Source organism: Flavobacterium sp. AC267 (assembly GCF_979258715.1).
In genome coordinates this window covers 938,247-964,222 of record NZ_OZ409875.1, presented here as the reverse complement: position 1 = coordinate 964,222, position 25,976 = coordinate 938,247, and the positions used below count along the sequence as shown (strand labels likewise).

The following is a 25,976-nucleotide window of genomic DNA, read 5'->3' as shown; positions in this document are numbered from 1 at the left end:
TAGTTTTCTTCAATAAAGGGCTTAGATTTGCAAAAATACAGTTCCTATAATTCTTTGAGTTACAGAATTTTAAAAAAATGTTATATGATTGTAAAGAAAATATCCTTAGTGGTTACAGCTTTATTCTCTTTATCGATGTTCGCGCAGGAATCTGCAGAATTTTCTAGAGAAATTAAGCAAGACATTAAGTTGTCGTATTTAGATTCTATTAAAAGCACATTCAAAAAAGAGCCATTAGTCGCAAAAGTTGACAGTCTTTGGATGAATGAATTAGTAAGTTTAGATATTTACGACGATTTAACAAAAGACATTCAAACGATAAACAAAGATGTCACTGTCGATGAAGAATTGCCGACCGAACTGCTGAAACAGCGTTTAGCGGCAATGAATCAAAAATCACCTTTTGAGATTGAATACAATCAAGGTTTAGAAAATATAATAAAGTCATTTCTTAAGAACCGTAAAAAATCGTTTTCTCGATTAATGGCTTTATCAGAATATTATTTCCCAATCTTCGAGGAAGCTTTTGCCAAACAAAATGTTCCTTTGGAAATAAAATATTTAGCCGTTGTAGAATCTGCTTTAAATCCTAAAGCAGTTTCTAAAATGGGCGCCACGGGTCTTTGGCAGTTTATGTACGGAACCGGAAAACAATACGCTTTAAAAATTGACTCTTATATCGATGAAAGAAGCGACCCTCTTAAAGCTACAGTCGCATGTTCTGAATACATGACCAAAATGTTCAATATTTTTGGTGACTGGGAACTAGTTTTAGCATCTTACAACTCTGGTCCAGGAAATGTTACTAAGGCAATTCGCCGTTCTGGAGGAAAAACCAAATACTGGGACATTCGTAATTATCTTCCAAAAGAAACTCAAGGTTATGTTCCTGCTTTCTTAGCTACAATGTATCTTTTTGAATATCATAAAGAACACGGAATTAATCCAGAAAGAGCAGTTGTTAAAAATTTCGAAACAGACACTATCTGCGTAAAAAATCAAATGTCTTTCAAACAGATTGCCGACTTACTAGACATGCCGCAATCTCAGATTCAGCTTTTAAATCCATCTTATAAAATGAATGTCGTTCCTTTTTATCAAGGAGAACAACATTTTATTCGTCTTCCTAAAGATAAAATAGCAACATTCGTTTCTAACGAAGATCAAATTTACGCTTACGTTAAGCATGATGCAGAACACAGATCAACATCATCTAGACTAGCTGTAAAATATGCTCCAAAAGCTAAACCAGCGACAAAACCTGCGACAATTGACAATAGCGATTATGAATTTTATAAAGTTAGAAAAGGAGACAATTTAGGAGCAATTGCATCAAAATATAATGTGAGCACTACTGAATTAAAGAAATGGAATAATTTAAAAACGAATGCCGTTGCAATTGGCAGAAGTCTTAAAATTAAATCGGTTGAAGAAGCGCCTGCTAAATCAAATTCTATTATAGATAAAAGAGAAGAAGCAATCGCAGTGCAGACGATAAAGAAAAATCAAAAACGGCTGATCAGGACTACGTTGTAGCGACTGGTGACAATTTAGGCGACATTGCTAAAAAATTCGGTACGACTATTGCGGAGTTAAAAGAACTTAACAATTTAACTTCGAATAATATTGGTTTAGGAAAAACGCTTATTGTTTCAAAAGCGTCACCAATTATAGAAGAACCTGCTTCAGTATCTACAGCAATTGCATCAAACTCGGTTGATTCATTTAAGAAAAAAGCAGTTTCTAAAAATATTGGCGAAGATTATTACGTTAAAAAAGGAGACTCTTTATACAGCATTTCTAAAAAATATCCTGGAGTAACAATTTCAGATATTAAAAAATGGAATGGCATTAAAGATGAAGACATTAAACCGGGAATGAAACTTAAAATAAACGGATAATAGAATAATCTTATTAAATTTGGGTTTTATTTCATAAATTAAGAAAATGAATAAAACCCATTTTTTATTTCTATTACTTCCATTTTTCCTGATCTCCTGCTTTAAAGGTGATAAGCAAAACGATCCAGTTTCAGGAAAAACAAACGCCATTTCGATCATTATCGATGATCAATTATGGTATGGAGAAGTAGGTGATAGTATTCGAAATAAATTTGCTTCGCCAGTTCTTGGACTCACACAAGAAGAACCTCTTTTTACCATCAATCAATATCCAGCAAGACTTCTAGAAGGTTTTGTTACCGACAGCCGAAGCATTATCGTGGTTAAAAAAACGGCCACGGAAAAATTCGAAATCATTCGGAACAAAGATTTACCACACAATACTTTTCGCATTTACGGAAAATCTGTAGATGATATTATTTGCAGTATTGAATTAAATTCACCTCACATCATTAAACAAATTCGTGATGCAGAGATTCATAAAGTTCAAGAAGACAATAGTAAATCAGTCGCTAAACCCGGCGATCATTAAAAATAAATTTCATATCGATCTACAAATTCCTACCGGATATGAATACATGCTTCACAAGAAAAAATTTATCTGGCTTAAAAAAGAAATCATCAGCGGGAATACCAGTCTTTTGATATATCAAATCCCGTTACGTAATTTCCAAAAGAAAAAAGACATTGTAAATTCAATTGTTCGCATGCGTGATTCTGTTGGAAGCTACATAAAAGGGCGTGAACCCAACACCAAAATGATTACAAGTGAAGCCTATGCACCTTATTTTTCAAAAGTCATTTTAAACAATAAAGATGCTTTTGAAACCAAAGGAACTTGGGAATTAAAGAATGATTTTATGGCTGGACCATTTATCAATTATGCTATCGTAGACAAAACCTATAACCGTCTTTTGGTTATTGAAGGATTTTGTTATTCACCTTCAAATCAAGAACGTGATTTAATGTTAGAGCTGGAAGCAATTATAAAGTCGGTTAAAATTGATAAAAGATAAAAGACGCCAACTCCAGTAATTTTGAAATAACATTTGTGTCCTTTGCTTAAATCTCTGCTGACTTTGCAGTTACCTCACACAAAGTACAAACCTGAAACAAAACCTCTTGTTATTTTTCTTACTTTTGTTTTTTAACAATCACAAAAACAAAGACTTATGAAAAATGTAACCACAACATTAGTATTGTTTATGCTATGCTTTATATCCTGTAAAAAAGAGGTAAAGACAGAAACCGAAACCACAAAAGTTTCAGACAGCATTAAAACCGAAGAACCAATGGCTGAAGAATCAGTTGCAGAAAAACCTGTAGATTCAGCGGCTTACGTAAAAGCTTGGCAAGATTATGCCACACCAGGAAATCCCCATAAATTACTCGCAGATGAAGTTGGAACTTGGAACTGCGAAATGACTTTTTGGTATGAACCAAATGCCAAACCAGAAAAAGCATCTTCAGTCGCCAACATTAAAATGATTCTAGGCGGACGATATCAGGAAGCAAATTATGTCGGAAAAATTATGGGCGCACCTTTTGAAGGCAAAAGTACAGTCGCTTTTAATAATGCTACTAAAGAATACACGACGACTTTTATCGATAATATGGGAACTGGAATGATGATTGGAGTTGGTAAGTATAATGAAAGCTCAAAAAGCGTAGAATACAAGGGTGAAGTTGTAGACCCTGTAACAGGAAAAAAAGTCGCTTACAGAGAAGTTTATACAATTGTTGATGCATCAACTCGTAAAATGGAAATGTTCGATACAAAAGACGGAACAGAATATAAAAGCATGGAGATTATAATGAAGAAAAAGTAATTTTTTTTTTCTGAAAAGGCTCGAAGACACAAAGTTTTATGTAATTCCAAGATGAAACTTAAATTTGTGCCTTCGAGCCTTTTTATATTTTCCAAAATAATAACTTTGCAAAGTAAATTACAAGGACATCTTTTTACTTAGCGTCTTAGTGCCTTTGCGACAAAACAAAACAAACTATTAAAATGTTAAAATGGAAAATAAAGCCTTTTGAGGCGTTAAATGTAAACGAGCTATATGATTTGCTCCAATTAAGAAGTGAGATCTTTGTAGTCGAACAAAACTGTGTTTATTTAGATCTTGATGGTAAAGACAAGAAAGCGCCGCATTTAATTGGAGAGTTTGAAGGCAAAATTGTGGCATATTCTCGTTTATTCGATGCTGGGATTTCATTTGATAATGCTTCGATAGGAAGAGTAGTTGTAGATTCCAATTACAGAGATAGAAAATGGGGACACGATTTAATGCGCGAAGCAATTGCCGGTATTAAATCAAACTTTGGAAAAGATAAAATAACAATCGGCGCACAATTGTATTTAAAGAAATTCTACGAAAGCCACGGTTTTACACAGACAAGCGAAATGTATTTGGAAGATGATATTCCGCATATTGAGATGATTCGAGAGTAGAATTAAAAACTTTGTGCCTTTGCGGCAAAAAACATTAAAGACTAGTAATCAAAAACTCCACCCTTCGATCGTAATTATCTCCTCTTTTAAGCGGATACTTATTGCCGCATCCAACATAAGTCATGCGGCTTTTGGAGATTTTTTTATTCATTAAATAATAAAAAACAGTTTTGGCGCGATTCCACGAAAGTCGTCTTTCTTTGGTATCTCTGTCAATACCGTCGCTGTAAATTTCTGGAGTACAGCAGACATGACCGCGTATTTCAAACTTAAGATTTTGATGCTTTAGAAGCGTAACAACAACTTTGTCTAGTTCTTTTTTGGCATGATGGGTTAATTTAGCACTACCAATATCAAATAAAATTGATTCGAGATAAACTTTATCGCCAACTTTTAACTTGCCTTTGAATGAAGTATGAATCCCTTTTCCAAAACTATTCTTTTTGACAACAATTAAATCAACCCGCCGATTTTTCAATCTTGTTTCATACAGATTTTCAATAGTATCTGCCTTTACAACGATGCGTCCTTTTCCTTCTAGAATAATAATTTTATTTGGGTTAAAACCATAACTAACCAAAAGATTCTGAATAGTAACCGCTCGATTATTGGATAATCTAAAATTGTATTGATCTGTTCCGCGATCGTCGCAATAGCCATAAATCTGTATAGACTCAACCGTAGAAGTGTCTATGTTTTTTATAAAGTCCGAAACAACATTGATCTGTTTGTCTGTCAAATCATATTTATCAAATTCAAAATAAATAGTTTCAACAGGTTCCTGCTGTGCCGATACTGTATAAAATGAGAAAAGAAGTATGGCAAGATGGAACTTCATTCACTACATTTTTAAAATCGTTTTATATTCTGTCTGGTTATTTAATACATTAACTGCTCTTTTAATCTCAGAATTGTTTTTGATGTAAAACTGATACAAACCTTCTTGATATTGATATCTCTTAATCAATTCTTCCTGAATCATGTTTTTGATTTCCTTTTGGTTTTTATCCAATAAAGTAGTTTCGCTTTTTTCTAAAGTCGCCAATAACTGCTGATATTCAGGAACAATGGTTTCATCTATTTTTTCATTTTTAGCCGCGACTAAAGTGTTTTTCAAAGCCACTTCTGTTTCCGTATCAAATGTGATTTTATTGGTTTTCAAATATTGTTTGAAAGCGCTATAATCAGCATCTGTAATCGTTGGGATTTTATCTCCAAGATTTGGGTTTTTATAATAATAGGTTGTAGCATAATCAAAAACGCCGTCATTTCTTAACAAGGCCGTTGCAATGGCACTAGTTTTAGTTTCATCCAATTCGATATCTGGTAAAACACCGTCGCCGTCATAAACTGTTCTTCCTTTTCTGGTTTTAAAAGCATTAAAGTTCTTAGAATCGGTTTTTTGGGCAACTCCGTTTTTGTCTTTATGCGCGTAATCCAATGCTTGAATGCGGCGTCCAGATGGCGTATAATATCTAGAAATAGTAACTTTTAACTGCGTTCCATAAGTAAGGTCAACAGAACGCTGTACCAAACCTTTTCCAAAACTTCTGCTTCCAAGAATAACCGCACGATCTAAATCCTGTAAAGCACCCGAAACAATTTCTGAAGCCGAAGCACTTCTTCCGTTTACTAAAATCGCCAACGGAATCTGTGTATCAATAGGCTCTTTAGAAGTTTTATATGTATTATTATGCTTTTCGATTCTTGATTTTGTAGTTACAATTACCTCATTCTTTGGAACAAATAAATTACAGATATCGATAGCTTCGTTTAACAAGCCTCCAGGATTCCCTCTTAAATCGAGAACAATCTGTGTCGCGCCGTCTGCTTTCAATTTTTCAAGAGCCTCTTTTACTTCATTTGAAGCTTTTCTGCTAAAATGCGCCAAAACAATATATCCTGTTTTATCATCGATTTTTCCGTAAAACGGAACCGATTTAATATCCACTTCATCTAAAACCAAAACTGTAGTAAATGGTTTTCCCTGACGAAGATATTTGATGTTGATTTTAGTATTTTTTGTGCCTTTCAACAATTGAGAAGCATCATCTTTAAAATCGGCAATCAAAACATCGCCAATCTGAATAATTTCGTCACCGGCTTTTAGTCCCGCTTTGTCTGCTGGATAATTTTTATAAGGTTCGCGAACAACCAAACGATCTTTTTTTCTAGAAATCAAAGCGCCGATTCCTGTATATTCTCCAGTATTATTAATTTTAAAGTTTACGACATCCTGTTCGTTAAAATAAACCGTATACGGATCTAAACTTCCCAACATGCTTTTGATCGCTTTATCCATCAAATCACCAGGATTGGTTTCGTCAACATAATTGGTGTTTACAGCTTTATACAAAGTGGTAAAAATCTCGATCTGCTTGGCAATTTCAAAAAAATCTTCTTTAAAACTGGTTCCAACAAACAACATTCCCGCAGATGACGACAGGTATAATAAATTTCTTTTTGAAATACGGATACATGATTATTCTTTTTTTCTTTTTAATCTTTTTCTAATAAAATAAATTAATACGCTAAATATAATAATAAATGGCCAAATGCTTAAAAATGAAATTAAAAAGTCGGATAAACTGAAAAATCCAGATTTAATTGCCGTCCACAGTTTTGAACCATACGATATTTTAACGCCTTCTTTTTTGGTAATTGTTTTGTAAAATTCAATTCTAATTGCACTTTCAGAAACTCGGTTTTCCAAATATTTCAACTGACCTTCTTTGGCTTCGATCTCTTCGCGAATTGTCGAAATTTGTTCTTCAATCTCTAAAATCTCACTTACTTTGTTTGCTTTTTTTAAGATTTCGAGATAGCGTTCTTCGAGTTTTTTCTTTGTTTTTAATCTTGAAGTCAGATCAATAAATTGCTCCGTAACATCTTCGGCAGATATATTTTTAGTTTCAAAATAAGAAACACCTTTAGAAACATCAGTAATAAAACGGTCAAAATTCTGACTTGGTACTTTTATAGTAAGATTCCTAAAAACAGTTCCGTCACTTTTTCCTTCATAATCATTTAAAATATTTCCTCGGTTATCTGAAATTGCTTTTTGAATTTGATTAAAAGTAGTTTCAAGATTATCTGTTTCAAATCTTAAAGTAGCTTCCTTTATGATTTTTTGCTCAATTTTTTCTTCATTTGATCGAGGTGGTGGTGGAGGTGGTGGTGGATTTCTGTCATAAGAATCTGATTCATCTGGCGGAGGTAATTTCGGCGCGCTAATAGCGATGGCTTTATTCTGCGATTCAGAAGCTTTACTACATCCAGAAAGAATTAAAAAGATTAAAAGATAAAAAAATAAAATGTGACGCATAAAATTTAAATTTAGAGCGCTAAAACTACGATTTTTTTCATGTAATTAGATTAAAAATCTTACAATTTTAAAACCTATTATTCAATTGTATTTTCAGAATCATTTGATTTGTTTATTTGAGTCGCAAATTTCTCAAACAACTGAATCATTTTAGTATTGATTTCTGCGTATGATAATTTGTCTTTAGTCTGATAAAAAAGCATAATAGAATACGCTCCATCGAGATTGTCTAAAAGTAAATGCTTGTTTAAACGATACGTTTCTCTTAGAACTCTCTTAAAGTAATTTCGATCAACTGCTTTTTTAAAGTATTTTTTTGAAACCGAAACGCCGATTTTTGTTAGTTCTTCTGAATTTTCTTCCGCTTGACGGTAAACCAAACGAAGCGGATATTTAGAAACCGATTTTCCGTCAGAAAAAAGTAAGCCAATCGTTGTTTTGCTTTTTAAACGCTCGTTTTTAGGGTAAGTGAAGTTCATTTAAATTCAGAAAATATTTGCAATATAAAAAGCAAAGGTAATTTTTTTATTTGCTGTTTAAATATTCCGTAATGGGTTTTATGAAATCAATTTAGTCATTTGTATAATAGAAATCGCTAAGTATAGCCTATTTTTGTAATATTGATTTTTTAATGCCCTTATAATTCGTACAAATTTGAAGGTTTTTTTATTAATTTTTTTCTTTTAAACGCCTTATATATTGGTAGTTATATAATTTTTATAGGGCTAAAAATATATTTATTACTTTTGGCCTTAAATTTTTCAAGCATGCAAAAGATAATTTCATATCCAATCTCTGTAATTTATTATTTGTGTTTTGGATTTTGTTTGGCAGTTTTTCACCCAATACAATGGATTTGCCTTAATCTTTTTGGTTATCAGGCGCACAAAAAAAGTGTTGATTATTTAAATTTCTTTCTTTTAAAGTGTACCAATTTGGTTGGAACTACGTATACAGTTAGAGGAGTTGACACAATTCCAACTGGAGTTCCTATTATTTTTGTGGCTAATCACCAAAGTATGTACGATATCGTTGCTATGATTTGGTACTTTAGACGTTTTCATTGTAAATTTGTAAGTAAGAAGGAGTTAGGAAGCGGTATCCCAAGTGTGTCATTTAATTTACGCCACGGAGGATCTGTGCTAATCGACCGAAAAGACCCTAAACAAGCGATTCCAGTAATCAAAGGCTTGTCTGAATATATAGAAAAGAATATAAGATCTGCTGTAATTTTCCCAGAAGGAACTCGTGACAAGACAGGAAAACCAAAAGAATTTGCACAAAGCGGTTTAAAAATTCTATGCAAATATGCGCCATCAGCGTATGTGGTGCCAGTTAGTATTAACAATTCATGGAAAATGGTTCGTTTTGGAATGTTTCCGGTAGGCTTAGGAAATCATTTGACTTTTACTGCTCATAAAGCTATGGCGGTAAAGGATCATGATTTTGCCGAGTTAATGAAATTGACAGAAGAAGCAGTTAAAGAAGGTATAAATGAGTATAAACAGGTTTAAGTTTTAGTCCGAGCTAAAACGTACAACCCAAATCTATAATAAGTAATGTCTATAAAAAACATTAGATTAGAAGTAATGCAGTTTTTGGAAAAAAACGTGGATAGCTTCGTTGAACAGTATTTAATTCCAGTGGAAAAAATTTGGCGACCGTCTGATTTTTTACCAAATTCTGAAGGAGAAAATTTCTTCGAAGAGGTAAAAGAATTACGCGAAATTGCTAAAGAATTACCATACGATTTCTGGGTTACGCTTGTTGGTGATACCATTACCGAAGAAGCTTTGCCTACATATGAGTCATGGTTAATGGATGTAGAAGGTATTGACCAAATAGAAAATGGTGGAAACGGTTGGTCGAAATGGATCCGTCAATGGACTGGAGAAGAAAACCGCCACGGAGATCTTTTAAATAAATACTTGTATTTGTCTGGTCGTGTGAACATGCGTGAAATCGAAATGACTACACAGCATTTAATCAACGACGGTTTTGATATTGGAACTGGAACTGACCCATACAAAAACTTTGTATACACTAGTTTTCAGGAATTAGCAACTTATGTTTCTCATAACAGAGTAGCGCAGATTGCAAAGAAATTTGGCGATAATAAGTTATCTAAAATGTGTAAAATGATTGCTGGTGACGAAATGCGTCACCACCATGCATATAGCGAATTTGTAACTAGAATTTTTCAAGTTGATCCAAGCGAAATGATGCTGGCTTTTCAATATATGATGAAGCAGAAAATCGTTATGCCGGCTCACTTCTTGAGAGAATCCGGTCAAAAAATCAGTACTGCGTTTGAACAATTTTCAGATTCAGCACAGCGTATTGGTGTTTACACAGCAAATGATTATGTTGATATTATGCAGAAATTAATCATTAAATGGGAAGTTGATAAAATTACCAATTTGACTGACGAAGCAGAAAAAGCGCGTGATTACTTAATGAAATTACCAGCGCGTATGGCGAGAATCTCTGAGAGAATTGTAATTCCGCAAGAATCACACATCTTTAAATGGGTTGAACCAGCTAGATTGTAGATTTTAGATTGTTGATTTCTGATTTAAAATGATATTGTAATTTCAATTATTTAATTGATTTTAGAAATTGACATTGAAAATATATTTGTTGATTGTTAGATTTCAAAACTCTAACAATCAACATTTTTTATTTAATATAAAACCTTTCGTATAATCTGCATGATCTGCGAGAAAATTCAAATACTAATAATTCATGAATACTTCTGAACTAATAAACAAAACGATCACTTTTGTAAAAGAAAAATTAAATGATGCTGAAGGCGGACACGATTGGTTTCATATCGAACGCGTTTATAAAAACGCACTTTTAATCGCAAAAGATACCGTTTGTGATCTTACAGTGGTTCAATTGGGAGCTTTGCTTCATGATATTGCCGACAGTAAATTTCATAACGGAGATGAAACTATCGGGCCAAAGACAGCACGAGCGTTTTTAGAGACAGAAAATGTTTCAGAAGACATAATTCTTCATGTAGTCAGTATCATTGAAAATATCTCTTATAAAGGAGGAAATTTTGAAAAGAAATTCTCTTCAGTAGAATTGGATATCGTACAAGATGCGGATCGTTTAGATGCAATAGGGGCGATTGGAGTAGCAAGAGCGTTCAATTATGGAGGATTTAAGAACAGAACATTGTACGACCCAGCAATCGAGCCCATAACAAACATGACGAAAGAGGAGTATAAGAAGAATAATGCTCCAACAATAAATCATTTTTACGAAAAGCTTTTGCTTTTAAAAGATAAAATGAATACCCAAAAAGGAAAAGAAATCGTCGCCGAAAGACATCGTTTTATGGAATTATTTCTAGGGCAGTTTTATGCGGAGTGGGAGGGAATTAAATAATTATAGGTCTGGTATTTGCAAAGATTATTCTTTTATAACATCAAAAATTATGGTGCTTTTTTCTTACGAAAAGTCAAAAAATACTATATTTGACAAAAAGAGCATATGAAAAAATCGTTTTTAATAGTAGTTTTTATTTTTCAATCATTCCTATTTAGTTCTTGTGATAATGATAATAACGAAATAGCGAAAGCGACTTTAGAATTAACAATTAAAGATGAAGTAGGAAATAATATCAAAGATGCTAAAGTAACTTTATTTTCGACTAAAGAAGATTTTGAAAGTAAGTCAAATCCTCTGGGCATTTTAACTTCTGACAATGATGGAAAAGTAATTTTTGATAATTTAGATATTGAGAAATACTACTGGTTCGTCGAAAAGGAATGTAAAGATAATAGAAATGGAAAATTTTCGAGCGAATTAGCTTTAAAAGGTAACGTTGTTGAAAGAGAGGGTATAATAATTTCTGATAAGACAAGTAATATTGAGATACTTAATTCGAATAATATTCCACTTTCAGTAAACATAAATGGTGGGGAATATTTTATTGTAAATGCAAAAGAATACATTGAAGTACCCGGATTCGGCTTAGGAAAGTATACAATAACCTGGAAAAATGAAGCGGAAAATATCCCAATAAAAGTGGGTTCTGTTGAAATCGCAAATTGCGGATTTAGTTCTGCATTGGTTGTTTTATGGTAAGCGATGACATCCCAAAAGGCAAAGCTTCACAAAGAAATTTAAATCTTCGTGAAGCTTTGTCCTTTTACTATGTGTATCTGTAAAATTATATTCCGCAACGATTCGCCAAGAAAACACAAAGCTTCACAAAGAATTTTAATCTCTGTGAAGTTTTTTTATTGTCAAATACTAAATCTTATCTTAACTAGGCAGGAATAACTATTCCGTTGACCAGCCATTCTCATTTGAACCGCTTTCTATACAATGTATTGAATAACGATCAAATTCTTCTCCAAATTTTTCCTCAAAAACATTATAAGCAGAAAATCCAAAGCTTTCACCATCGATATCAAATGTAGCTTTTGAAGGGGTTTTATCGATCATATTATAATATTCTCGTCCCATTCCAAGTATAAAGCAACGGGAGTATAAAAAGCCATCATCAGAGCCATCTGTATACTCATATATTTCTTCTCGATCTATGTTGAAAAGTCTTTCTTCTAAAATGTGAATGAATTTGGTCAGATCTCCTTCATTTAGTTCAAAAGCCTTTTATTGTAATTTTCAAGAATTGAGCTTTCAAGTTCGTCGCTTAATTTTTCAAGTGTTTCGATGTCATTACTTTTTAAACAATCTAATCTTAATTTGTTTTGCTTAGGTGAATCTGACCATGAAAGTTCAATAATTTCCCAAAATTTGTCTTCTGTCATTGTTTTATGTTTATAGTTTATTCTAGAATAAAAATATTCTAAATTTTTAAAAGATAAATCCCAATAAGGTTTTTTTAATATCATTAAAAGACAAATCTTGCTGAGGCCATAAGTTTATGGAAGCTTTTCGAGCTCAGTTCTATGCAGAATGGGAGGTAATTAAATATTTTTCAGTCTCAGTTTACAGTTAATCAGTTAAAGTTGATTGAATTGGTTTTTTGCAAAAATTAAAAACAAGTAATTATTACAGCGCATAAAAATCCCAATGCAAACCATAATAATCGAGCAACTCTATTGTCTCTTACAATTTCTCTCTTTTCAGTATTCATATTGATGGATTTAAAGCATCAAAATTATCGAGTACAGCATTTATAAACCTGACGGAAAAGTTATTAAAGTATCATAAAAAGACATTTTTATTCAAAAGAATATATTCTCAATACAAAAAAAGCTTCGCAAAGAAATTAAAATATCTCTGCGAAGCTTTATGTTTTTTATTTTGTGAATCTCTGCGAAATTACTTTTTAAATCTCAGCACCTTAGAATCTCAGTGCCTTAGAAACTAAACTACGAACATCCACAATCAGTTCCATTCCCACAGTCCTTTTTCTTTTTAGATTTAAAAAAGTACTTTTTGATCAAAAAAGCAACGGCTAATCCTAATATGGTGAAAGCTATAATTTGCTGGATCATGATTTTTTATTTTAAGAGTTGATACGCAATTAGTGCAGTAAAATAGGCTAATGCACTCATGAAGACTAACTGCATTGCAGGCCATTTCCACGAATTGGTTTCTTTTTTAGTAATTGCTAATGTACTGGCGCACTGCATCGCAAAAGCATAAAACAGTAATAATGAAATTCCAGTAGGAAAATCAAATACTTTTTTTCCTGTTTCTGGACGAATTTCTGCCGCCATTTTGCTTTTTATAGTCGATTCGTTGTCTGTGTCACCAACACTGTAAATAGTTGCAAGAGTTCCCACAAAAACTTCACGTGCGACAAATGAACTGATTAATGCAATTCCGATTTTCCAATCGTAACCCAAAGGCGCAATGGCAGGTTCGATTGCTCTACCCATTAATCCGATATATGAATTCTCCAGTTTTTGAGAAGCAACTTCATTTTCAAACTGAGTCTCGTCTATAGCTTTATTGGCAAATCTTTCTTTTACAATAGATTCTGCTTCATTAAAATCTTTTCCAGGTCCGTACGAAGCTAAAAACCATAAAATGACCGATATCGCCAAGATGATTTTACCCGCGCCAACAATAAAAGCTTTCGTTTTCTCTACAACATTGATTCCAACATTTTTAAAAAGCGGCATTTTATAGCTAGGCATTTCAACTACGAAATACGTTTTTGATTCCAACTTTAAAACTTTGTTCAAAATATAGGCTGATAAAATTGCTTGCAAAAAAGCCTAAAACATATAAAAGCATTAAAGTTAATCCCTGAATATTTAGAAAACCAAAAACACGTTTACTCGGAATAACTAATGAAATAATAATAGCATAAACAGGTAATCTGGCAGAGCAAGTCGTGAAAGGCGTTACTAAGATCGTAATAAGGCGTTCTTTCCAGTTTTCGATATTTCGCGTAGCCATAATCGCTGGAATCGCACAAGCAGTTCCCGAAATTAAAGGCACAACACTTTTTCCAGAAAGTCCGAATTTGCGCATTATTTTGTCCATTAAAAATACCACACGGCTCATATAACCGCTTTCTTCCAAAATAGAAATAAACAAGAACAAGAAGGCAATCTGCGGAATGAAAATAATAACACCGCCAATTCCCGGAATAATTCCCTGCGAAAGTAAATCAGTCAAAATACCGCTTGGCAGTTCTGCGGCAACCCAGTCGCTTAACGAAGCAAAAGTGCTGTCAATAAAATCCATCGGAATTGTCGACCAGCTGAAAATAGATTGGAAAATCAAAAATAAAATAGCAAAGAAAATGACATAACCCCAAACTTTATGCGTTAAAACGCGGTCCAGTTTAGCTCGGATATCTTTGGCCATCGAAGCGTCAACTTTTAAACCTCCTTTTAAAACATCATTTATAAATTGATATCTTTTAATGGTTTCTTTTTGTTGTAAACGCTTTAATTCTGAATGTGATTTGGTAAAAGTGCTTGAACTTCATTTCGGTCTAAATTCGAAAAATTAACATCCTGTGTAATTACCAGCCACAATTTGTACATTAATTGATTCGGAAAAGCATGCTGTAATTTTTGAAAATATTCAGGATCAATTACAGAAGCATTTAAACACGGTTCGTTCGGCAGGGTTTTATAAGAAACAATTAGTTCTTTCAATTCCTCAATTCCTAAACCTTTGCGCGAACTTACCAAAGCAATTTTGGTTTTTAGTTTTTCTTCTAAATACGGAATGTCTAAGGTAATTCCTTTTCTTTCCATACGATCAGACATATTGATAACCAAAATCGTTGGAATTTCAAGGTCTTTGATCTGTGTGTAAATCAGTAAATTTCTTTTCAGATTTTCAACATCTGTTACAACAACCGCAACATCAGGATATAATTTGTCGTTTTTGTTTAATAAAAGTTCAATAACCACGCTTTCGTCCATCGAACTGGCATTCAAACTATACGTTCCTGGTAAATCTAGAATGTTAGCTTTTATATTATGAGTCAATTTGCAGAACCCCATTTTTTTCTCAACCGTAATTCCGGGATAATTACCAACCTGCTGGTTAAGACCCGTTAATTGATTGAAAACTGAAGTTTTTCCAGTATTTGGATTCCCAATAAGGGCAACATTTATATTTTGAACACTCATTACAAATTGTTTTTGATAAGTTCAACTTCAATTTCACGAGCGGTTTCAATACGAATCGCGACATGCGAACCGTTAATATCCAAATATAAAGGATCTCCAAAAGGGGCAATCTGCAGTAATTCAACTAAGTCGCCAGGAAGACAACCCATTTCTAATAATTTAAGTGGAATAAGATCGATATCAAAATCTTTGATAATGGCTTTCTCGCCTTTTTTCAGAGTGTGGATTGTATTTTGCAAGCTTATTTAGATTGAATTTAGATTGCAAAAGTAGACAATTATTCTTTATTTCAAGGCATTTAACACTTGCTCAAATGCTAAATGTTTCTAAAAATAAGGCTTTTTACTCTTTTGAGAGGAAATCAATATCTTCTAAAAGACGTTTGATGTCTTCTTTGTTTGTTCCGTCATAAAAACCTCTAACACGTCTTTTTTGATCAACCAAAACAAAATTCTCGGTATGAACCATATCGTACAATTGATCTGGGCGTCCAAGCTTTACTGCCAAATAGGATTTTCTGGCCATTTTGTAAATGTCTTTTTTATCGCCGGTAACCAAATTCCACTTGCTGTCTACAACACCGTATTTAATTGCATAAGTTTTTAAAACAGAAACGCTGTCCACTTCTGGAAAAACCGTATGAGAAAGCGACATAACTTTCGGATTGTTCAAAACAGCCTTTTGAACATCTACAAGATTCGTTGACATTTTCGGACAGATCGAACCGCAAGTTGTAAAAAAGAAATCGGCAACATAGATTTTTCCTTCGTAATTTTTCTGCGTAATCGTATCGCCATTTTGGTTTACAAATGAAAAATCGGCAATTGTGTGGTATTTGCTTTTATATTGAACCGTACTGTCAACTAACTCAGGATTTACATCGGCTGGATTATAAATTGGCAGTGTCTTTTTAGGTTTTAATGCCGAATAAAACAAAGATATCGTAACAACCGAAAACACTATTAAAACAATAAAGAATTTGCGGTATTTATATAAAAGCGATTTCATAAAAATAATTTGGCGCAAAAGTACAAAAAGGAGGTTTTAAAAACTTTACTACAATATTTTTTAACAGGCTTTTGTAACATTTATCATAAAGATGCATACTAATGAAAAAGTTTTAAATTGCTAGCTGTGAAATTAATGCTTGTTTTTGATTTTGCAGTTAGGATTTTAACATAATTTTTAAAATAATAACAATATGTTTGTATTTTCCACTAAACTATAAACTTTTATGAAAAAACAATTTGCTAAACCTGTGTTTGGTGTATTATCTGTAATGTTTTCAATGACTGCAGTTCAAGCACAAGAGACAGCTTCTAAAGAACCGGGTATCAATGTATCTTACATGGATAAGAAAATCAGCCCAAGTCAGGACTTCTTTAAATTTGTAAACGGAACTTGGCTTGAAAAAACAGAAATCCCGAGCGACCGTACAACATGGGGAAGTTTTAATGAGCTGATCAAAAGAACTGACAAAGATGTAATGACGGTTTTAAAAGACGCGTCGAAAAACCCAAAATACAAATCAAATACAGATCAGGGAAAAGCAGTTAATTTATTTAACACCTACTTAGATACAATTGGAAGAGATAAAAAAGGAATCGAACCACTAAAACCTTATCTGAAAAAAATCGATGCCATTAAAAATGTTGCCGATTTACAGAAATATTTGGTGGAAATGGAAAAAGAAGGCGGTTCTGGATTTTTCGGTATCTACGTTGGAGCTGATGATAAAAACAGTTCTAAAAATTCCGTAAATCTTGCTCCAAGCGGACTTGGACTTCCAGACAAGGATTATTATATTTCTGATGATAAAGATTCTAAAGAAAAACGTGCAAAATACGAATTGCATGTAGCAAGAATGCTTCAGTTTATTGGAGAATCTCCAGAAAAAGCAAAGCAAAGTCGTCGCCGAAATTTTAGCTTTGGAAACAGAATTATCGCGACCGAGATTAAACAGAGTTGAACAAAGAGACAGCCGTTTGCAATACAACCCAATGACTGTTGCTGATATTCAAAAACTGACACCGGCAATTAAATGGAATGAATATTTCTCTGGTTTAGGAATTACGAAATTAGATTCAGTAATTGTGAGCGAACCAAAATATATGAAGGCGCTACAAACTGTTTTTACTGAAAACAAAGTAGGAGTGTGGAAAGAATATTTGAAATGGGATTTACTAAACGGTGCTTCTGGACAATTATCTACAGCACTTGATGATGCCCGTTTTGACTTTTACAGCAAAACTTTAAGAGGAGCTATCAAACAACTTCCAGCTGAAGAGAGAGCGCTTAATATAGTAAATAGTACAGTTGGTGAGGCTTTAGGTAAATTGTATGTAGAGAAATTATTTCCTGCTGAAGCAAAAGAGAAAGCGCAGAAAATGATCCAAAATGTGATTTTAGCTTATAAAAATAGAATCAATTCTTTGACATGGATGTCTCCTGAAACAAAAGTGAAAGCGGTTGAAAAATTAAACAAAATCACGATCAAAATCGGATATCCTGATAAATGGAAAGACTATTCTGCTTTAACAATGAAGAGTGTTTCTGAAGGTGGAACTTACTTTGATAACATGAAAAATTTATCAAAATGGGGCTTTAAAAAAAGTATTGATAAATTAAGTAAACCAGTTGATAAAACAGAATGGGGAATGTCTCCTCAAACGGTAAATGCATATTATAATCCGTCTTATAACGAAATTGTATTTCCAGCGACAATTTTACAGTCGCCATTTTACAATTACCAAGCTGACGAAGCGGTTAATTATGGTGGAATTGGTGCAGTAATCGGACATGAAATTTCTCATGGATTTGATGATTCTGGTGCACGCTATAATGCTGATGGAAATTTAGTTGACTGGTGGACAGAAGAAGATTTGAAACAATTTACAGTTTTAGGTACAGATTTAGCCAATCAATACAGTGCTCTTGAGCCATTGCCTGGAGTTCACGTTGATGGTAATTTTACTTTAGGTGAAAACATTGGAGATTTAGGCGGAATCAATGCGGCTTATGATGGTTTACAATTGTATTTAAAAGAAAATGGTAATCCAGGATTAATTGACGGATTTACACCAGAACAACGTTTCTTTATTTCTTGGGCTACCGTTTGGAGAACAAAAACAAGAGACGAAGCGATTAAAAATCAAGTAAAAACAGATCCACACTCGCCGGGAATGTACCGTGCGTATGTGCCAATTCAAAATGTTGATGCTTTCTACAAAGCTTTTGACATCAAGAAAGGCGATAAAATGTATGTTGAACCAGAAAAACGAGTTAAAATCTGGTAATAGAATAATTATAGAATGAAAAAACGGCGCTTAATTAAGTGCCGTTTTTTTATGGATTTAAAGCGCCGGCAAATTAAATTATATTCCTACAATTAATTATTCGGAAATTTTAACATATTATTCAAAATAATAACAATATGTTTGTAATTATACTAAAACGTTAAATAAAAATGATAAAAAAGCTTTCCAAACCTATGTTTTGTGTAGTTTCTGCAATGTTTTCATTAACAGCAGTACAGGCGCAAAATGCAAAGCCAAAGGAACCAGGAATTAATGTTTCGAACATGGATCCTAAAATTAGTGCAAGTCAGGATTTTTTCCGTTACGTAAACGGTGCCTGGTTAGATAAAACAGAGATCCCAAGTGATCGTAATTCTTGGGGGAGTTTTAACGAACTGCGCCAGAAGACCGATACCGATGCCCTTGCTATTTTAAAAGCGACATCGAAAGATCCAAAATATAAATCAAATACAGATCAAGGTAAGGCAATTGCTTTATTCAATACTATTTTGGATACTGTTGGAAGAAATAAAAGAGGTATTACACCGCTTCAACCTTATTTAAAGAAAATCGATGCCATTAAAAATGTTGCAGATCTTCAAAATTATATAACCGAAATGCGACTTGTGGGCGGCTCTGGTTTCTTTGGAGTTTACGTTGGTGCTGATGCTAAAAATAGTAACAAAAGCACCGTTAACCTTGGTCCAGGAAGTTTAGGTTTATCTGATAAAGATTATTACAACGCTGATGATAAAGATTCTAAAGAAAAACGTGAAAAATACGAAGATCACGTTGCCAGAATGCTTGCAATACATTGGTGAATCTCCTGCAAAAGCAAAGGAAAGCGCAAAACAAATTTTGGCTTTAGAAGTTGAAATGTCTGCGCCAAGATTGGACCGTGTGGAGAGAAGAGACAGAAGAAAACAATACAATCCAACTGCTGTTGCAGATTTGAAAAAAAATACGCCTTCTATTCAATGGGAAAAATATTTCACAGGAATCGGAATGGCAAAATTAGATACTGTAAATGTGGCACAGCCCCGTTACATGATCGCTTTGGAAAAAACTTTTACGGAAAAGAAAGTAGAGGCTTGGAAAGAGTATTTGAAATGGTCATTATTAAACAGATCTGCTTCAACTTTAAGTACAGAGATTGAAAATGCCAATTTTGATTTCTACGGAAAAACATTAACTGGAGCTTTAAAACAGCGTCCGCGCGAAGAAGTAGCTTTGCAGGTAATCAACGGAGCAACTGGAGAAGCTTTAGGAAAACTATATGTAGAAAAATTATTTCCTGCTGAAGCAAAAGCAAAAGCGAAAGACATGATTGCTAATGTAATGCTGGCTTATGAAAACAGAATCAATGCCTTGCCTTGGATGTCAAAAGAGACGAAAGTAAAAGCCATTGAGAAACTAAACAAATTGACGGTTAAGATTGGATATCCTGATAAATGGAAAGATTATTCAAAACTAGAACTTAAAAACGTCAATGAAGGCGGTACTTATTTTGATAATATGAAAAATTTATCAAAATGGTCTTATGCTGAAGCCTTAGCAAAATTGGGAAAACCAGTTGATAAAACAGAGTGGGGAATGTCTCCGCAGACAGTTAATGCTTATTTCAACCCTTCTTATAACGAAATTGTATTCCCTGCGGCAATTTTACAGTCGCCTTTCTATAATTATCAAGCGGACGAAGCAGTTAATTATGGCGGAATTGGAGCAGTAATTGGTCACGAAATCTCTCATGGTTTTGATGATTCAGGAGCACGTTACAATGCTGACGGAAACTTAGTGGACTGGTGGACGCCAGAAGATTTAAAACAATTTACAGTTCTTGGTGGTGAATTAGCGGCACAATACAGTGCATTAGAACCGCTTCCTGGGATTTTTGTTGATGGTAAGTTTACTTTAGGTGAAAATATTGGAGATTTGGGCGGTATTAATGTCGCTTATGATGGTTTGCAATTGTATTTGAAAAAGAATGGAAATCCAGGTTTGATCGATGGATTTACTCCGGAGCAACGATTTTTTATCTCATGGGCTACAGTTTGGAGAACAAAATCTCGTGACGAAGCGATCAAAAGTCAAGTTAAAACAGATCCGCATTCTCCAGGAATGTATAGAGCTGTGGTGCCAATTAAAAACTTAGATTCTTTTTATGAGGTATTTGGAATTAAAAAAGGAGAACCTATGTATTTAGAACCAGAAAAGAGAGTTAAAATCTGGTAATTTAGATTCTGTGATATTAAAATGGGGCTGTCTCAATTTGAGACAGCCCATTTTTTATAATTATCTTGTTTTTGAATGAAAACTTTAGTTTTTCATTTTCTTTATCTTTTTATCATTCCGTAGGAATGTTTCATCGGTAGAAAAAAAATAGTTACCAGTCTCGTTTACGTTCCGTAGGAACGTTTGATATATTTGATTATTGAAAAAAAATGAGAATGTCAAACGTTCCTATGGAACGTAAAAAAATGAAAACATTATAAATTTTCTACCGATGAAATGTTCCTATGGAACAAATATATAAAATAGAAAACGGCGGCTGCATTGGCGCCGTTTTCTATTTTATTTAATTGCAATAAATATATCAACTTCTGAATTTTCAATATTTTGTGCTTTTTCACCATAAATTTCGAAGTCTGATGTAAAAGATCTGTCCAAATCTGAATTCCAAATTTTGATCCATTCATTAAAAACAGCTCCTTCTGTCAAATTTCCTTTTGCAGTAAATTTTTCGTAGACTGCTTTTTCTATAGTTTTACCTGTCATCTCTTCTGGAATTGAATCCAGATTTTCTACAGGACAGCCCAAAATGGTTGTATACGGTTCAGTATGATCTTTTTCGTAATCTGTATATATACAATAAACAGAATTATTTATTTTATTTGAAATTTTTTCAGCAATTCCTTCTGCGATAAATTTGTTCCAAAGTGCAGGAATATCTTTTCCCGATTGACCATTTTGATTAGTTGTACGTACTGAAATACCAACTACATTGAATTTTTGAATTTCCATTTTGTTTAAAATAATTTTGTTAAATACAAATTTACAATGAGAAAGTGACAACAGCATGTCAGTAATAGGCTTAAAATGTCAATTTAAGTTTTTATTTCAAGTTGTTTTTCAGTTCAGATATCGTGCCCATTTTTATACTTATTTTGTTTGTGAATGAAAACTTTAGTTTTTCATTTTTCTATATCTTTTTATCATTCCGTAGGAATGTTTCATCGGTAGAAAAAAATAGTAACCAGTCTCGTGTACGTTCCGTAGGAACGTTTGATTATTGAAAAAAAAAATGAGAATGTCAAACGTTCCTATGGAACGTAAAAAATGAAAACATTATAAATTTTCTACCGATGAAATGTTCCTATGGAACAGATATATAAAATAGAAAACGGCGCCAATGCGGCGCCGTTTTTGTTTTTTTGTACTAAGTCCCAGAGAGGGACGCAATATTTATAGAAGATTTATTTTTTAGTTCTAAACCCTGTAGGGGTGATATTTGACGTAAAATTTCGCTCCTGTGGAGCTTTAATTCATAATGACAAATTAACTATAAATATGCTGTTCCGATGGAACTATTTCAAATGACTGTAAATATAAACCTCAATAGCTTTTAATTCTTCATCAGACATTGCCTGCGTTATCGGGAAGTTTGTTTTCATCACCGCAAACTGAGTCGGATCTACAATGGGTTCGGCATTTCCTTTTAAAAAAGTAACCATATCGCCCTTTTTGTCTTTGTAGATTTTGGCAATTTCTTTAATGCTTGGTCCAATCACTTTTTGATCCGGCTGATGGCATGCAAAGCAATTTCCAGTTCCCTCAAAAATTTGTTTTCCCAATTCTTCAGGTGTTTTGGCTTTCGCCGATTCTCCTTCAGAATACGATTCCGTTGTCTGATCTGTTTTTTCAGAACCCTCTTTTTTACAAGAGGCAAAAGCTAAAACAGCAACTAAAAATACTGCTTTATTCATATTTTAATATATTATTTCATCGCTTCAAATTTGTAGCCATTAAAAAGTAATTTAGCTACAAGTTGTTTTTCAAGTAAATCTTTGTCTCCTTTTTGAACAGAAAGCTTAATTTTTTCTGTGTCCGTAAGGGTACCTTTTAAAGGGAAATATTTATTGTCTGCAGTAATTACTTCGTCTTTAATATTTTTACCTGTTGTTGGATTAGTATATCCTGTTTTTGTAGCATACCATCCACCTAATTCTCTGTATTTTGTTTGTTCTCTGTTGTTATTATCTACAACTGTAAATATTGAATTTACCATGTACACTAAACTTGGAGGCCAATTAGGCATATAAGTGATATTTTTTTTCACGACATCTCCAATTTTTACATAATCTTGTACCATTCCATTTTCCTTTAAAACTTCTTGTTTTTGGTAAATGATTCCGTTTGTTACTTTTATATTTAATGCCGCCATAGCATCCTGCTCCACTTTTAACTGATCAACAGTTTTTTGGTTAGCATCTGCAATTACTTTCTCAATATCAGTTGGCGTTCCGTTTATAAATTCCAAAACTCCTTTTTCATCAATTCCTGTCGCACTGATAAATTTGTATTTGTCATTACAAACACTTGCAACAATAGTTCTTTGAAAACTTAGACCTTGATCTTTACCATAATCAACTACTTCATTAGTTTTGCTGTTACTTAAATCAGTAAGAACAGACCAGTAAAGCGTAGATCCATCAGACATTAAAGCGCTTTTTCTCTCGATTGAAAAAATTGGGCGACTATCCAATGTCAGGATTTTGTAATTTACCTTTTCTTTGTCTAGAATTGCAACCTCAGTTCCATCGATACTGATTTTGTCTTTTTTAAATTTAATTTCCTGAGCTACAGCTGTTAAGCTAGTAACTAATAAGAAAGAAAGTAATAATTTTTTCATATACATTTAGTTTAGATTTGTGGCGCTAAAGTATATGTTTTTTTCGTAATTAATTACTTGTTTAATAATATTGCCGCTTCTTTTGCAAAATAGGTAGAGATGATGCTGGCACCCGCGCGCTTAATGCAATACAATTGCTCTATCATAATTTTATCATGATCCAGCCATCCTCTTTCTCTGCCGCCTTTACCATAGCGTACTCACCAGAAACTTGGTAAACCGCAACTGGCACATGAACCGTATCTTTTATCTCACGAACAATGTCTAGATAAGCAATTCCAGGTTTTACCATTACGATATCTGCACCTTCCTCAACGTCCAATAAAGCTTCGCGAATTCCTTCAATTCGGTTCGCATAATCCATTTGGTAGGTTTTTTTGTCTTTTGGAATATCTTGAGAATCTACTGGAGCAGAATCTAAAGCATCACGGAAAGGGCCGTAAAAAGCAGAAGCATATTTGGCGCTGTAACTCATAATTCCAACATTATGATGTCCGTTTTCTTCCAACGCTTTTCTTATCGCCAAAACGCGTCCATCCATCATGTCGCTTGGCGCTACGAAATCGGCACCCGCTTCGGCGTGGCTTAAACTCATTAAAGTTAGCGCGTCAAGAGTAGCATCGTTTATCAATTGGCCTTTTTCGATAATTCCGTCATGACCATAAATAGAATACGGATCTAGGGCAACGTCTGGCATCACGATCATTTCTGGAACAGCATCTTTAATCGCGCGAATGGCTTCGTCGCATTAATCCGTCTTTGTTCCAGGCTTCCGTTCCTTTATTGTCTTTTAAGTTGTCGCTCACTTTTACATAAATGTTCACCGCTTTGATACCTAAATTCCAAGCTTCTTTTACTTCTTTAATCGTGTTATCCAGAGAATGACGGTAAATTCCCGGCATCGACGGAATAGCCGATTTTATATCTTTTCCTTCTGCAATAAACATTGGAAGCATAAAATCCTGAGGACTCAAACTGGTTTCACGAACTAAAGAGCGAATAGATTCATTGGTTCTTAAACGGCGGTTTCTCTGTAATGGGAACATATAAATTTAGATTTTAGATTTTAGATTTCAGACTGAACCTGATTTCCTTGAAAACAGATTGATTCATCCTTGTTTCTAAAAGTGTAATTGTTTTTTTCTTTTTCGAAGATTTTTTACTTTTTATAAAGTGCTTGCAAAGTTAAAGAAAAAGGAACAGAATTAGGAGTTTAACGGCCGTGAGAATGAGTTAATATTATCTAAAAATTTGGCTGTGATTAGATATTTGAGGTACATTTGCAAAATTAGGAAAAATCTTATTTTTGGTTATGAAAATTTATAGTTTAAAAATTCCAATAAATACAAATTACGCACAACTTAGAGCATCGATGGATCAAGAATTTGCAAAGCAGAAAATTGATGTTTGGTGGGAAGATTGGGGCGTTTCTGGAAATGAAATAAAGGATTTTATTTATTGTAATAGATCTAAAGCTTGTTTGGAATCAGTTGCAAATGAACTTGAAATAAACTTTAAAGGATTATCTAGTTTCAAAATAGATATAAAAAAAACACACAAAGAAGAAATGGGTAATATTAAGAAACTCAAATATCTTCCTAAAGAAAACCCTAATTTAAAATTTATCTACACTTCTGTTGAATTTAAGTTGCTGTCTCAAAGTACAGTGGAATTCGAAGAAGATGAAAATGGCAATCAACAAATTGAAGAAATTTATGGTATTTCGGAATTACAAGGAGATATAATTATACCGAGAGAAGAAGGAAAGGGTTTTTTCTTTAGTAAAAATGACATAGATGGGTATGATTTTTTTAAACCAATAGATACTGGATTTCTGTTATGTACAGAAAAAGTAAAGCAGTTTTGTGAAATGAAAGGTTATAGAAATGTTGTTTTTTTAGAAGTTGGTAATATTATTTAGGTAAAATTAGATAGCTCGATTTGTAATCCCGCTAGCGCGGATTTGCAATCCGTGCCCGCAAAGATTGATTTTTTTTGCTTTAAGAATTTAGTATTGTGTTTCCCTATTGTGGACACAAATTGCCACGCTATCAATAAATTACAAGAAGATGAATAAAAACACTATACCTAAGCATCTAGAAAGTAGTTTTCGAATGTTAACAAATGCTTTTCCTGATGGAATTTCTGAAAAAGAATATTTCATTTTAATCTCAATTTTATATGATCATTTCTCTGATAGAAATCTGGCAGATTTAATTGCAATATTAACGGGAAAAGAAACAGTAATATGTTTAAATGATGTATACAAGTATAATGATGGTAAAGTTCATCAGCATGATGAATTACTATTAATAATTGAAAAATTAAAAAAGAATGGTTTTGACGAATGGCTCAATGAAGAATAGATCCGATATCGCGGATTTACAACCCGCTAGCGCGGATTTGTAATCCGTGCCCGTAAAGATTTATTTTTTTGCTTTGAGAATTAGTATTGGGTCTCACTGTTGTGGGCACGGATTATAATTTTTTGAACTAACTGG

Annotated in this window: 20 protein-coding genes and 6 pseudogenes; 13 read left to right on the top strand and 13 right to left on the bottom strand. The window is 33.3% G+C overall.

The annotated features are described in order from the left end of the window. The first annotated feature begins 84 nt into the window (after positions 1 to 84). The 4 genes and pseudogenes from ACZZ95_RS05090 to ACZZ95_RS05075 all read left to right on the top strand — a co-directional run bounded on the left by ACZZ95_RS05090 (position 85) and on the right by ACZZ95_RS05075 (position 4,356). Positions 85 to 1,536, top strand: a complete 1,452-nt coding sequence (locus tag ACZZ95_RS05090) for a lytic transglycosylase domain-containing protein (protein ID WP_463468261.1) — start codon at positions 85 to 87, stop codon at positions 1,534 to 1,536. Between the two features lie 411 nt (positions 1,537 to 1,947). Then, positions 1,948 to 2,917 (top strand): annotated as a pseudogene (locus ACZZ95_RS05085) (DUF4837 family protein). Positions 2,918 to 3,073: 156 nt separating this feature from the next. Further along, complete coding sequence (locus tag ACZZ95_RS05080; RefSeq protein WP_463468260.1) at positions 3,074 to 3,730, top strand: DUF1579 domain-containing protein; 657 nt, start codon at positions 3,074 to 3,076, stop codon at positions 3,728 to 3,730. 182 nt (positions 3,731 to 3,912) lie between these two features. Next, positions 3,913 to 4,356, top strand: coding sequence for a GNAT family N-acetyltransferase (locus ACZZ95_RS05075; protein WP_463468259.1), 444 nt, complete (start codon positions 3,913 to 3,915; stop codon positions 4,354 to 4,356). 34 nt (positions 4,357 to 4,390) lie between these two features. Here ACZZ95_RS05075 and ACZZ95_RS05070 read toward each other — a convergent pair whose 3' ends face one another. The 4 genes and pseudogenes from ACZZ95_RS05070 to rnpA form a co-directional block, all read right to left on the bottom strand. Beyond that, positions 4,391 to 5,194 (bottom strand): OmpA family protein, encoded by an 804-nt coding sequence (locus tag ACZZ95_RS05070; protein WP_463468258.1) that lies wholly within the window; start codon positions 5,192 to 5,194, stop codon positions 4,391 to 4,393. 3 nt (positions 5,195 to 5,197) lie between these two features. Continuing rightward, positions 5,198 to 6,836 (bottom strand): annotated as a pseudogene (locus tag ACZZ95_RS05065) (S41 family peptidase). 2 nt (positions 6,837 to 6,838) lie between these two features. Then, entirely contained in the window at positions 6,839 to 7,681 is an 843-nt protein-coding gene (locus ACZZ95_RS05060) for a DUF4349 domain-containing protein (protein ID WP_463468257.1), read from the bottom strand. 77 nt (positions 7,682 to 7,758) lie between these two features. Then, positions 7,759 to 8,160 carry a ribonuclease P protein component gene (rnpA, locus tag ACZZ95_RS05055; protein WP_463468256.1) on the bottom strand — a complete coding sequence of 134 codons (402 nt, stop codon included), beginning with the start codon at positions 8,158 to 8,160 and terminating at the stop codon, positions 7,759 to 7,761. Between the two features lie 288 nt (positions 8,161 to 8,448). On the opposite strand from rnpA, the gene ACZZ95_RS05050 reads away from it, so the two are divergent. The 4 genes from ACZZ95_RS05050 to ACZZ95_RS05035 all read left to right on the top strand — a co-directional run bounded on the left by ACZZ95_RS05050 (position 8,449) and on the right by ACZZ95_RS05035 (position 11,782). Beyond that, positions 8,449 to 9,195 carry a lysophospholipid acyltransferase family protein gene (locus ACZZ95_RS05050; RefSeq protein ID WP_463468255.1) on the top strand — a complete coding sequence of 249 codons (747 nt, stop codon included), beginning with the start codon at positions 8,449 to 8,451 and terminating at the stop codon, positions 9,193 to 9,195. Between the two features lie 45 nt (positions 9,196 to 9,240). Further along, positions 9,241 to 10,233 (top strand): acyl-ACP desaturase, encoded by a 993-nt coding sequence (locus tag ACZZ95_RS05045; RefSeq protein ID WP_463468254.1) that lies wholly within the window; start codon positions 9,241 to 9,243, stop codon positions 10,231 to 10,233. A 193-nt stretch (positions 10,234 to 10,426) separates the two neighbouring features. Continuing rightward, a complete protein-coding gene (locus tag ACZZ95_RS05040) occupies positions 10,427 to 11,080 on the top strand; it encodes an HD domain-containing protein (protein ID WP_463468253.1) in 654 nt (217 codons plus the stop codon). 105 nt (positions 11,081 to 11,185) lie between these two features. Beyond that, complete coding sequence (locus ACZZ95_RS05035) at positions 11,186 to 11,782, top strand: hypothetical protein (RefSeq protein WP_463468252.1); 597 nt, start codon at positions 11,186 to 11,188, stop codon at positions 11,780 to 11,782. A 198-nt stretch (positions 11,783 to 11,980) separates the two neighbouring features. Here the strand turns inward: ACZZ95_RS05035 and ACZZ95_RS05030 are convergent, their stop codons facing one another. The 5 genes and pseudogenes from ACZZ95_RS05030 to ACZZ95_RS05010 all read right to left on the bottom strand — a co-directional run bounded on the left by ACZZ95_RS05030 (position 11,981) and on the right by ACZZ95_RS05010 (position 16,278). Next, positions 11,981 to 12,166 carry a hypothetical protein gene (locus tag ACZZ95_RS05030; protein WP_463468251.1) on the bottom strand — a complete coding sequence of 62 codons (186 nt, stop codon included), beginning with the start codon at positions 12,164 to 12,166 and terminating at the stop codon, positions 11,981 to 11,983. A 131-nt stretch (positions 12,167 to 12,297) separates the two neighbouring features. Then, on the bottom strand, positions 12,298 to 12,471 hold the full coding sequence (locus tag ACZZ95_RS05025; protein ID WP_463468250.1) for a hypothetical protein: 174 nt from the start codon (positions 12,469 to 12,471) through the stop codon (positions 12,298 to 12,300). A 699-nt stretch (positions 12,472 to 13,170) separates the two neighbouring features. Continuing rightward, positions 13,171 to 15,270 (bottom strand): annotated as a pseudogene (gene feoB, locus ACZZ95_RS05020) (ferrous iron transport protein B). After that, complete coding sequence (locus tag ACZZ95_RS05015; RefSeq protein WP_463468249.1) at positions 15,270 to 15,509, bottom strand: FeoA family protein; 240 nt, start codon at positions 15,507 to 15,509, stop codon at positions 15,270 to 15,272. The pseudogene feoB and the gene ACZZ95_RS05015 overlap by 1 nt, the downstream one beginning before the upstream one ends. Positions 15,510 to 15,612: 103 nt before the next feature. Continuing rightward, on the bottom strand, positions 15,613 to 16,278 hold the full coding sequence (locus tag ACZZ95_RS05010) for an SCO family protein (RefSeq protein ID WP_463468248.1): 666 nt from the start codon (positions 16,276 to 16,278) through the stop codon (positions 15,613 to 15,615). A gap of 226 nt (positions 16,279 to 16,504) precedes the next feature. Here ACZZ95_RS05010 and ACZZ95_RS05005 point away from each other — a divergent pair. The 3 genes and pseudogenes from ACZZ95_RS05005 to ACZZ95_RS04995 form a co-directional block, all read left to right on the top strand. Beyond that, positions 16,505 to 17,720, top strand: a pseudogene (locus ACZZ95_RS05005) (M13 family metallopeptidase); the annotation flags it as partial. Beyond that, complete coding sequence (locus ACZZ95_RS05000) at positions 17,712 to 18,566, top strand: M13-type metalloendopeptidase (RefSeq protein WP_463471626.1); 855 nt, start codon at positions 17,712 to 17,714, stop codon at positions 18,564 to 18,566. The pseudogene ACZZ95_RS05005 and the gene ACZZ95_RS05000, both read left to right, overlap by 9 nt. Before the next feature lie 170 nt (positions 18,567 to 18,736). Beyond that, positions 18,737 to 20,798, top strand: a pseudogene (locus ACZZ95_RS04995) (M13 family metallopeptidase). 339 nt (positions 20,799 to 21,137) lie between these two features. On the opposite strand, the gene ACZZ95_RS04990 reads toward ACZZ95_RS04995, so the two are convergent. The 4 genes and pseudogenes from ACZZ95_RS04990 to hemB form a co-directional block, all read right to left on the bottom strand. Further along, positions 21,138 to 21,587, bottom strand: a complete 450-nt coding sequence (locus ACZZ95_RS04990) for a GyrI-like domain-containing protein (RefSeq protein WP_463468247.1) — start codon at positions 21,585 to 21,587, stop codon at positions 21,138 to 21,140. A gap of 563 nt (positions 21,588 to 22,150) precedes the next feature. Then, positions 22,151 to 22,549 (bottom strand): c-type cytochrome, encoded by a 399-nt coding sequence (locus ACZZ95_RS04985; RefSeq protein ID WP_463468246.1) that lies wholly within the window; start codon positions 22,547 to 22,549, stop codon positions 22,151 to 22,153. Positions 22,550 to 22,560: 11 nt separating this feature from the next. Further along, positions 22,561 to 23,475: a hypothetical protein gene (locus ACZZ95_RS04980; protein ID WP_463468245.1), complete on the bottom strand. Its 915-nt coding sequence runs from the start codon at positions 23,473 to 23,475 to the stop codon at positions 22,561 to 22,563. A gap of 53 nt (positions 23,476 to 23,528) precedes the next feature. Further along, a pseudogene (gene hemB, locus ACZZ95_RS04975) lies at positions 23,529 to 24,521 on the bottom strand (porphobilinogen synthase). Positions 24,522 to 24,787: 266 nt separating this feature from the next. Between hemB and ACZZ95_RS04970 the strand changes: the two are divergent. Together ACZZ95_RS04970 and ACZZ95_RS04965 are read left to right on the top strand one after the other, a co-directional pair. Next, entirely contained in the window at positions 24,788 to 25,396 is a 609-nt protein-coding gene (locus ACZZ95_RS04970; protein ID WP_463468244.1) for a hypothetical protein, read from the top strand. A 193-nt stretch (positions 25,397 to 25,589) separates the two neighbouring features. Then, positions 25,590 to 25,841: a hypothetical protein gene (locus ACZZ95_RS04965; RefSeq protein WP_463468243.1), complete on the top strand. Its 252-nt coding sequence runs from the start codon at positions 25,590 to 25,592 to the stop codon at positions 25,839 to 25,841. Positions 25,842 to 25,976: the final 135 nt, after the last annotated feature.

Coding starts and splice junctions, on each gene's coding strand:
- ACZZ95_RS05090 (WP_463468261.1), top strand. CDS start 85: ATGATTGTAAAGAAAATATCCTTAGTGGTTACAGCTTTATTCTCTTTA.
- ACZZ95_RS05080 (WP_463468260.1), top strand. CDS start 3,074: ATGAAAAATGTAACCACAACATTAGTATTGTTTATGCTATGCTTTATA.
- ACZZ95_RS05075 (WP_463468259.1), top strand. CDS start 3,913: ATGTTAAAATGGAAAATAAAGCCTTTTGAGGCGTTAAATGTAAACGAG.
- ACZZ95_RS05070 (WP_463468258.1), bottom strand. CDS start 5,194: ATGAAGTTCCATCTTGCCATACTTCTTTTCTCATTTTATACAGTATCG.
- ACZZ95_RS05060 (WP_463468257.1), bottom strand. CDS start 7,681: ATGCGTCACATTTTATTTTTTTATCTTTTAATCTTTTTAATTCTTTCT.
- rnpA (WP_463468256.1), bottom strand. CDS start 8,160: ATGAACTTCACTTACCCTAAAAACGAGCGTTTAAAAAGCAAAACAACG.
- ACZZ95_RS05050 (WP_463468255.1), top strand. CDS start 8,449: ATGCAAAAGATAATTTCATATCCAATCTCTGTAATTTATTATTTGTGT.
- ACZZ95_RS05045 (WP_463468254.1), top strand. CDS start 9,241: ATGTCTATAAAAAACATTAGATTAGAAGTAATGCAGTTTTTGGAAAAA.
- ACZZ95_RS05040 (WP_463468253.1), top strand. CDS start 10,427: ATGAATACTTCTGAACTAATAAACAAAACGATCACTTTTGTAAAAGAA.
- ACZZ95_RS05035 (WP_463468252.1), top strand. CDS start 11,186: ATGAAAAAATCGTTTTTAATAGTAGTTTTTATTTTTCAATCATTCCTA.
- ACZZ95_RS05030 (WP_463468251.1), bottom strand. CDS start 12,166: ATGGGACGAGAATATTATAATATGATCGATAAAACCCCTTCAAAAGCT.
- ACZZ95_RS05025 (WP_463468250.1), bottom strand. CDS start 12,471: ATGACAGAAGACAAATTTTGGGAAATTATTGAACTTTCATGGTCAGAT.
- ACZZ95_RS05010 (WP_463468248.1), bottom strand. CDS start 16,278: ATGAAATCGCTTTTATATAAATACCGCAAATTCTTTATTGTTTTAATA.
- ACZZ95_RS05000 (WP_463471626.1), top strand. CDS start 17,712: ATGTCTCCTGAAACAAAAGTGAAAGCGGTTGAAAAATTAAACAAAATC.
- ACZZ95_RS04990 (WP_463468247.1), bottom strand. CDS start 21,587: ATGGAAATTCAAAAATTCAATGTAGTTGGTATTTCAGTACGTACAACT.
- ACZZ95_RS04985 (WP_463468246.1), bottom strand. CDS start 22,549: ATGAATAAAGCAGTATTTTTAGTTGCTGTTTTAGCTTTTGCCTCTTGT.
- ACZZ95_RS04980 (WP_463468245.1), bottom strand. CDS start 23,475: ATGAAAAAATTATTACTTTCTTTCTTATTAGTTACTAGCTTAACAGCT.
- ACZZ95_RS04970 (WP_463468244.1), top strand. CDS start 24,788: ATGAAAATTTATAGTTTAAAAATTCCAATAAATACAAATTACGCACAA.
- ACZZ95_RS04965 (WP_463468243.1), top strand. CDS start 25,590: ATGTTAACAAATGCTTTTCCTGATGGAATTTCTGAAAAAGAATATTTC.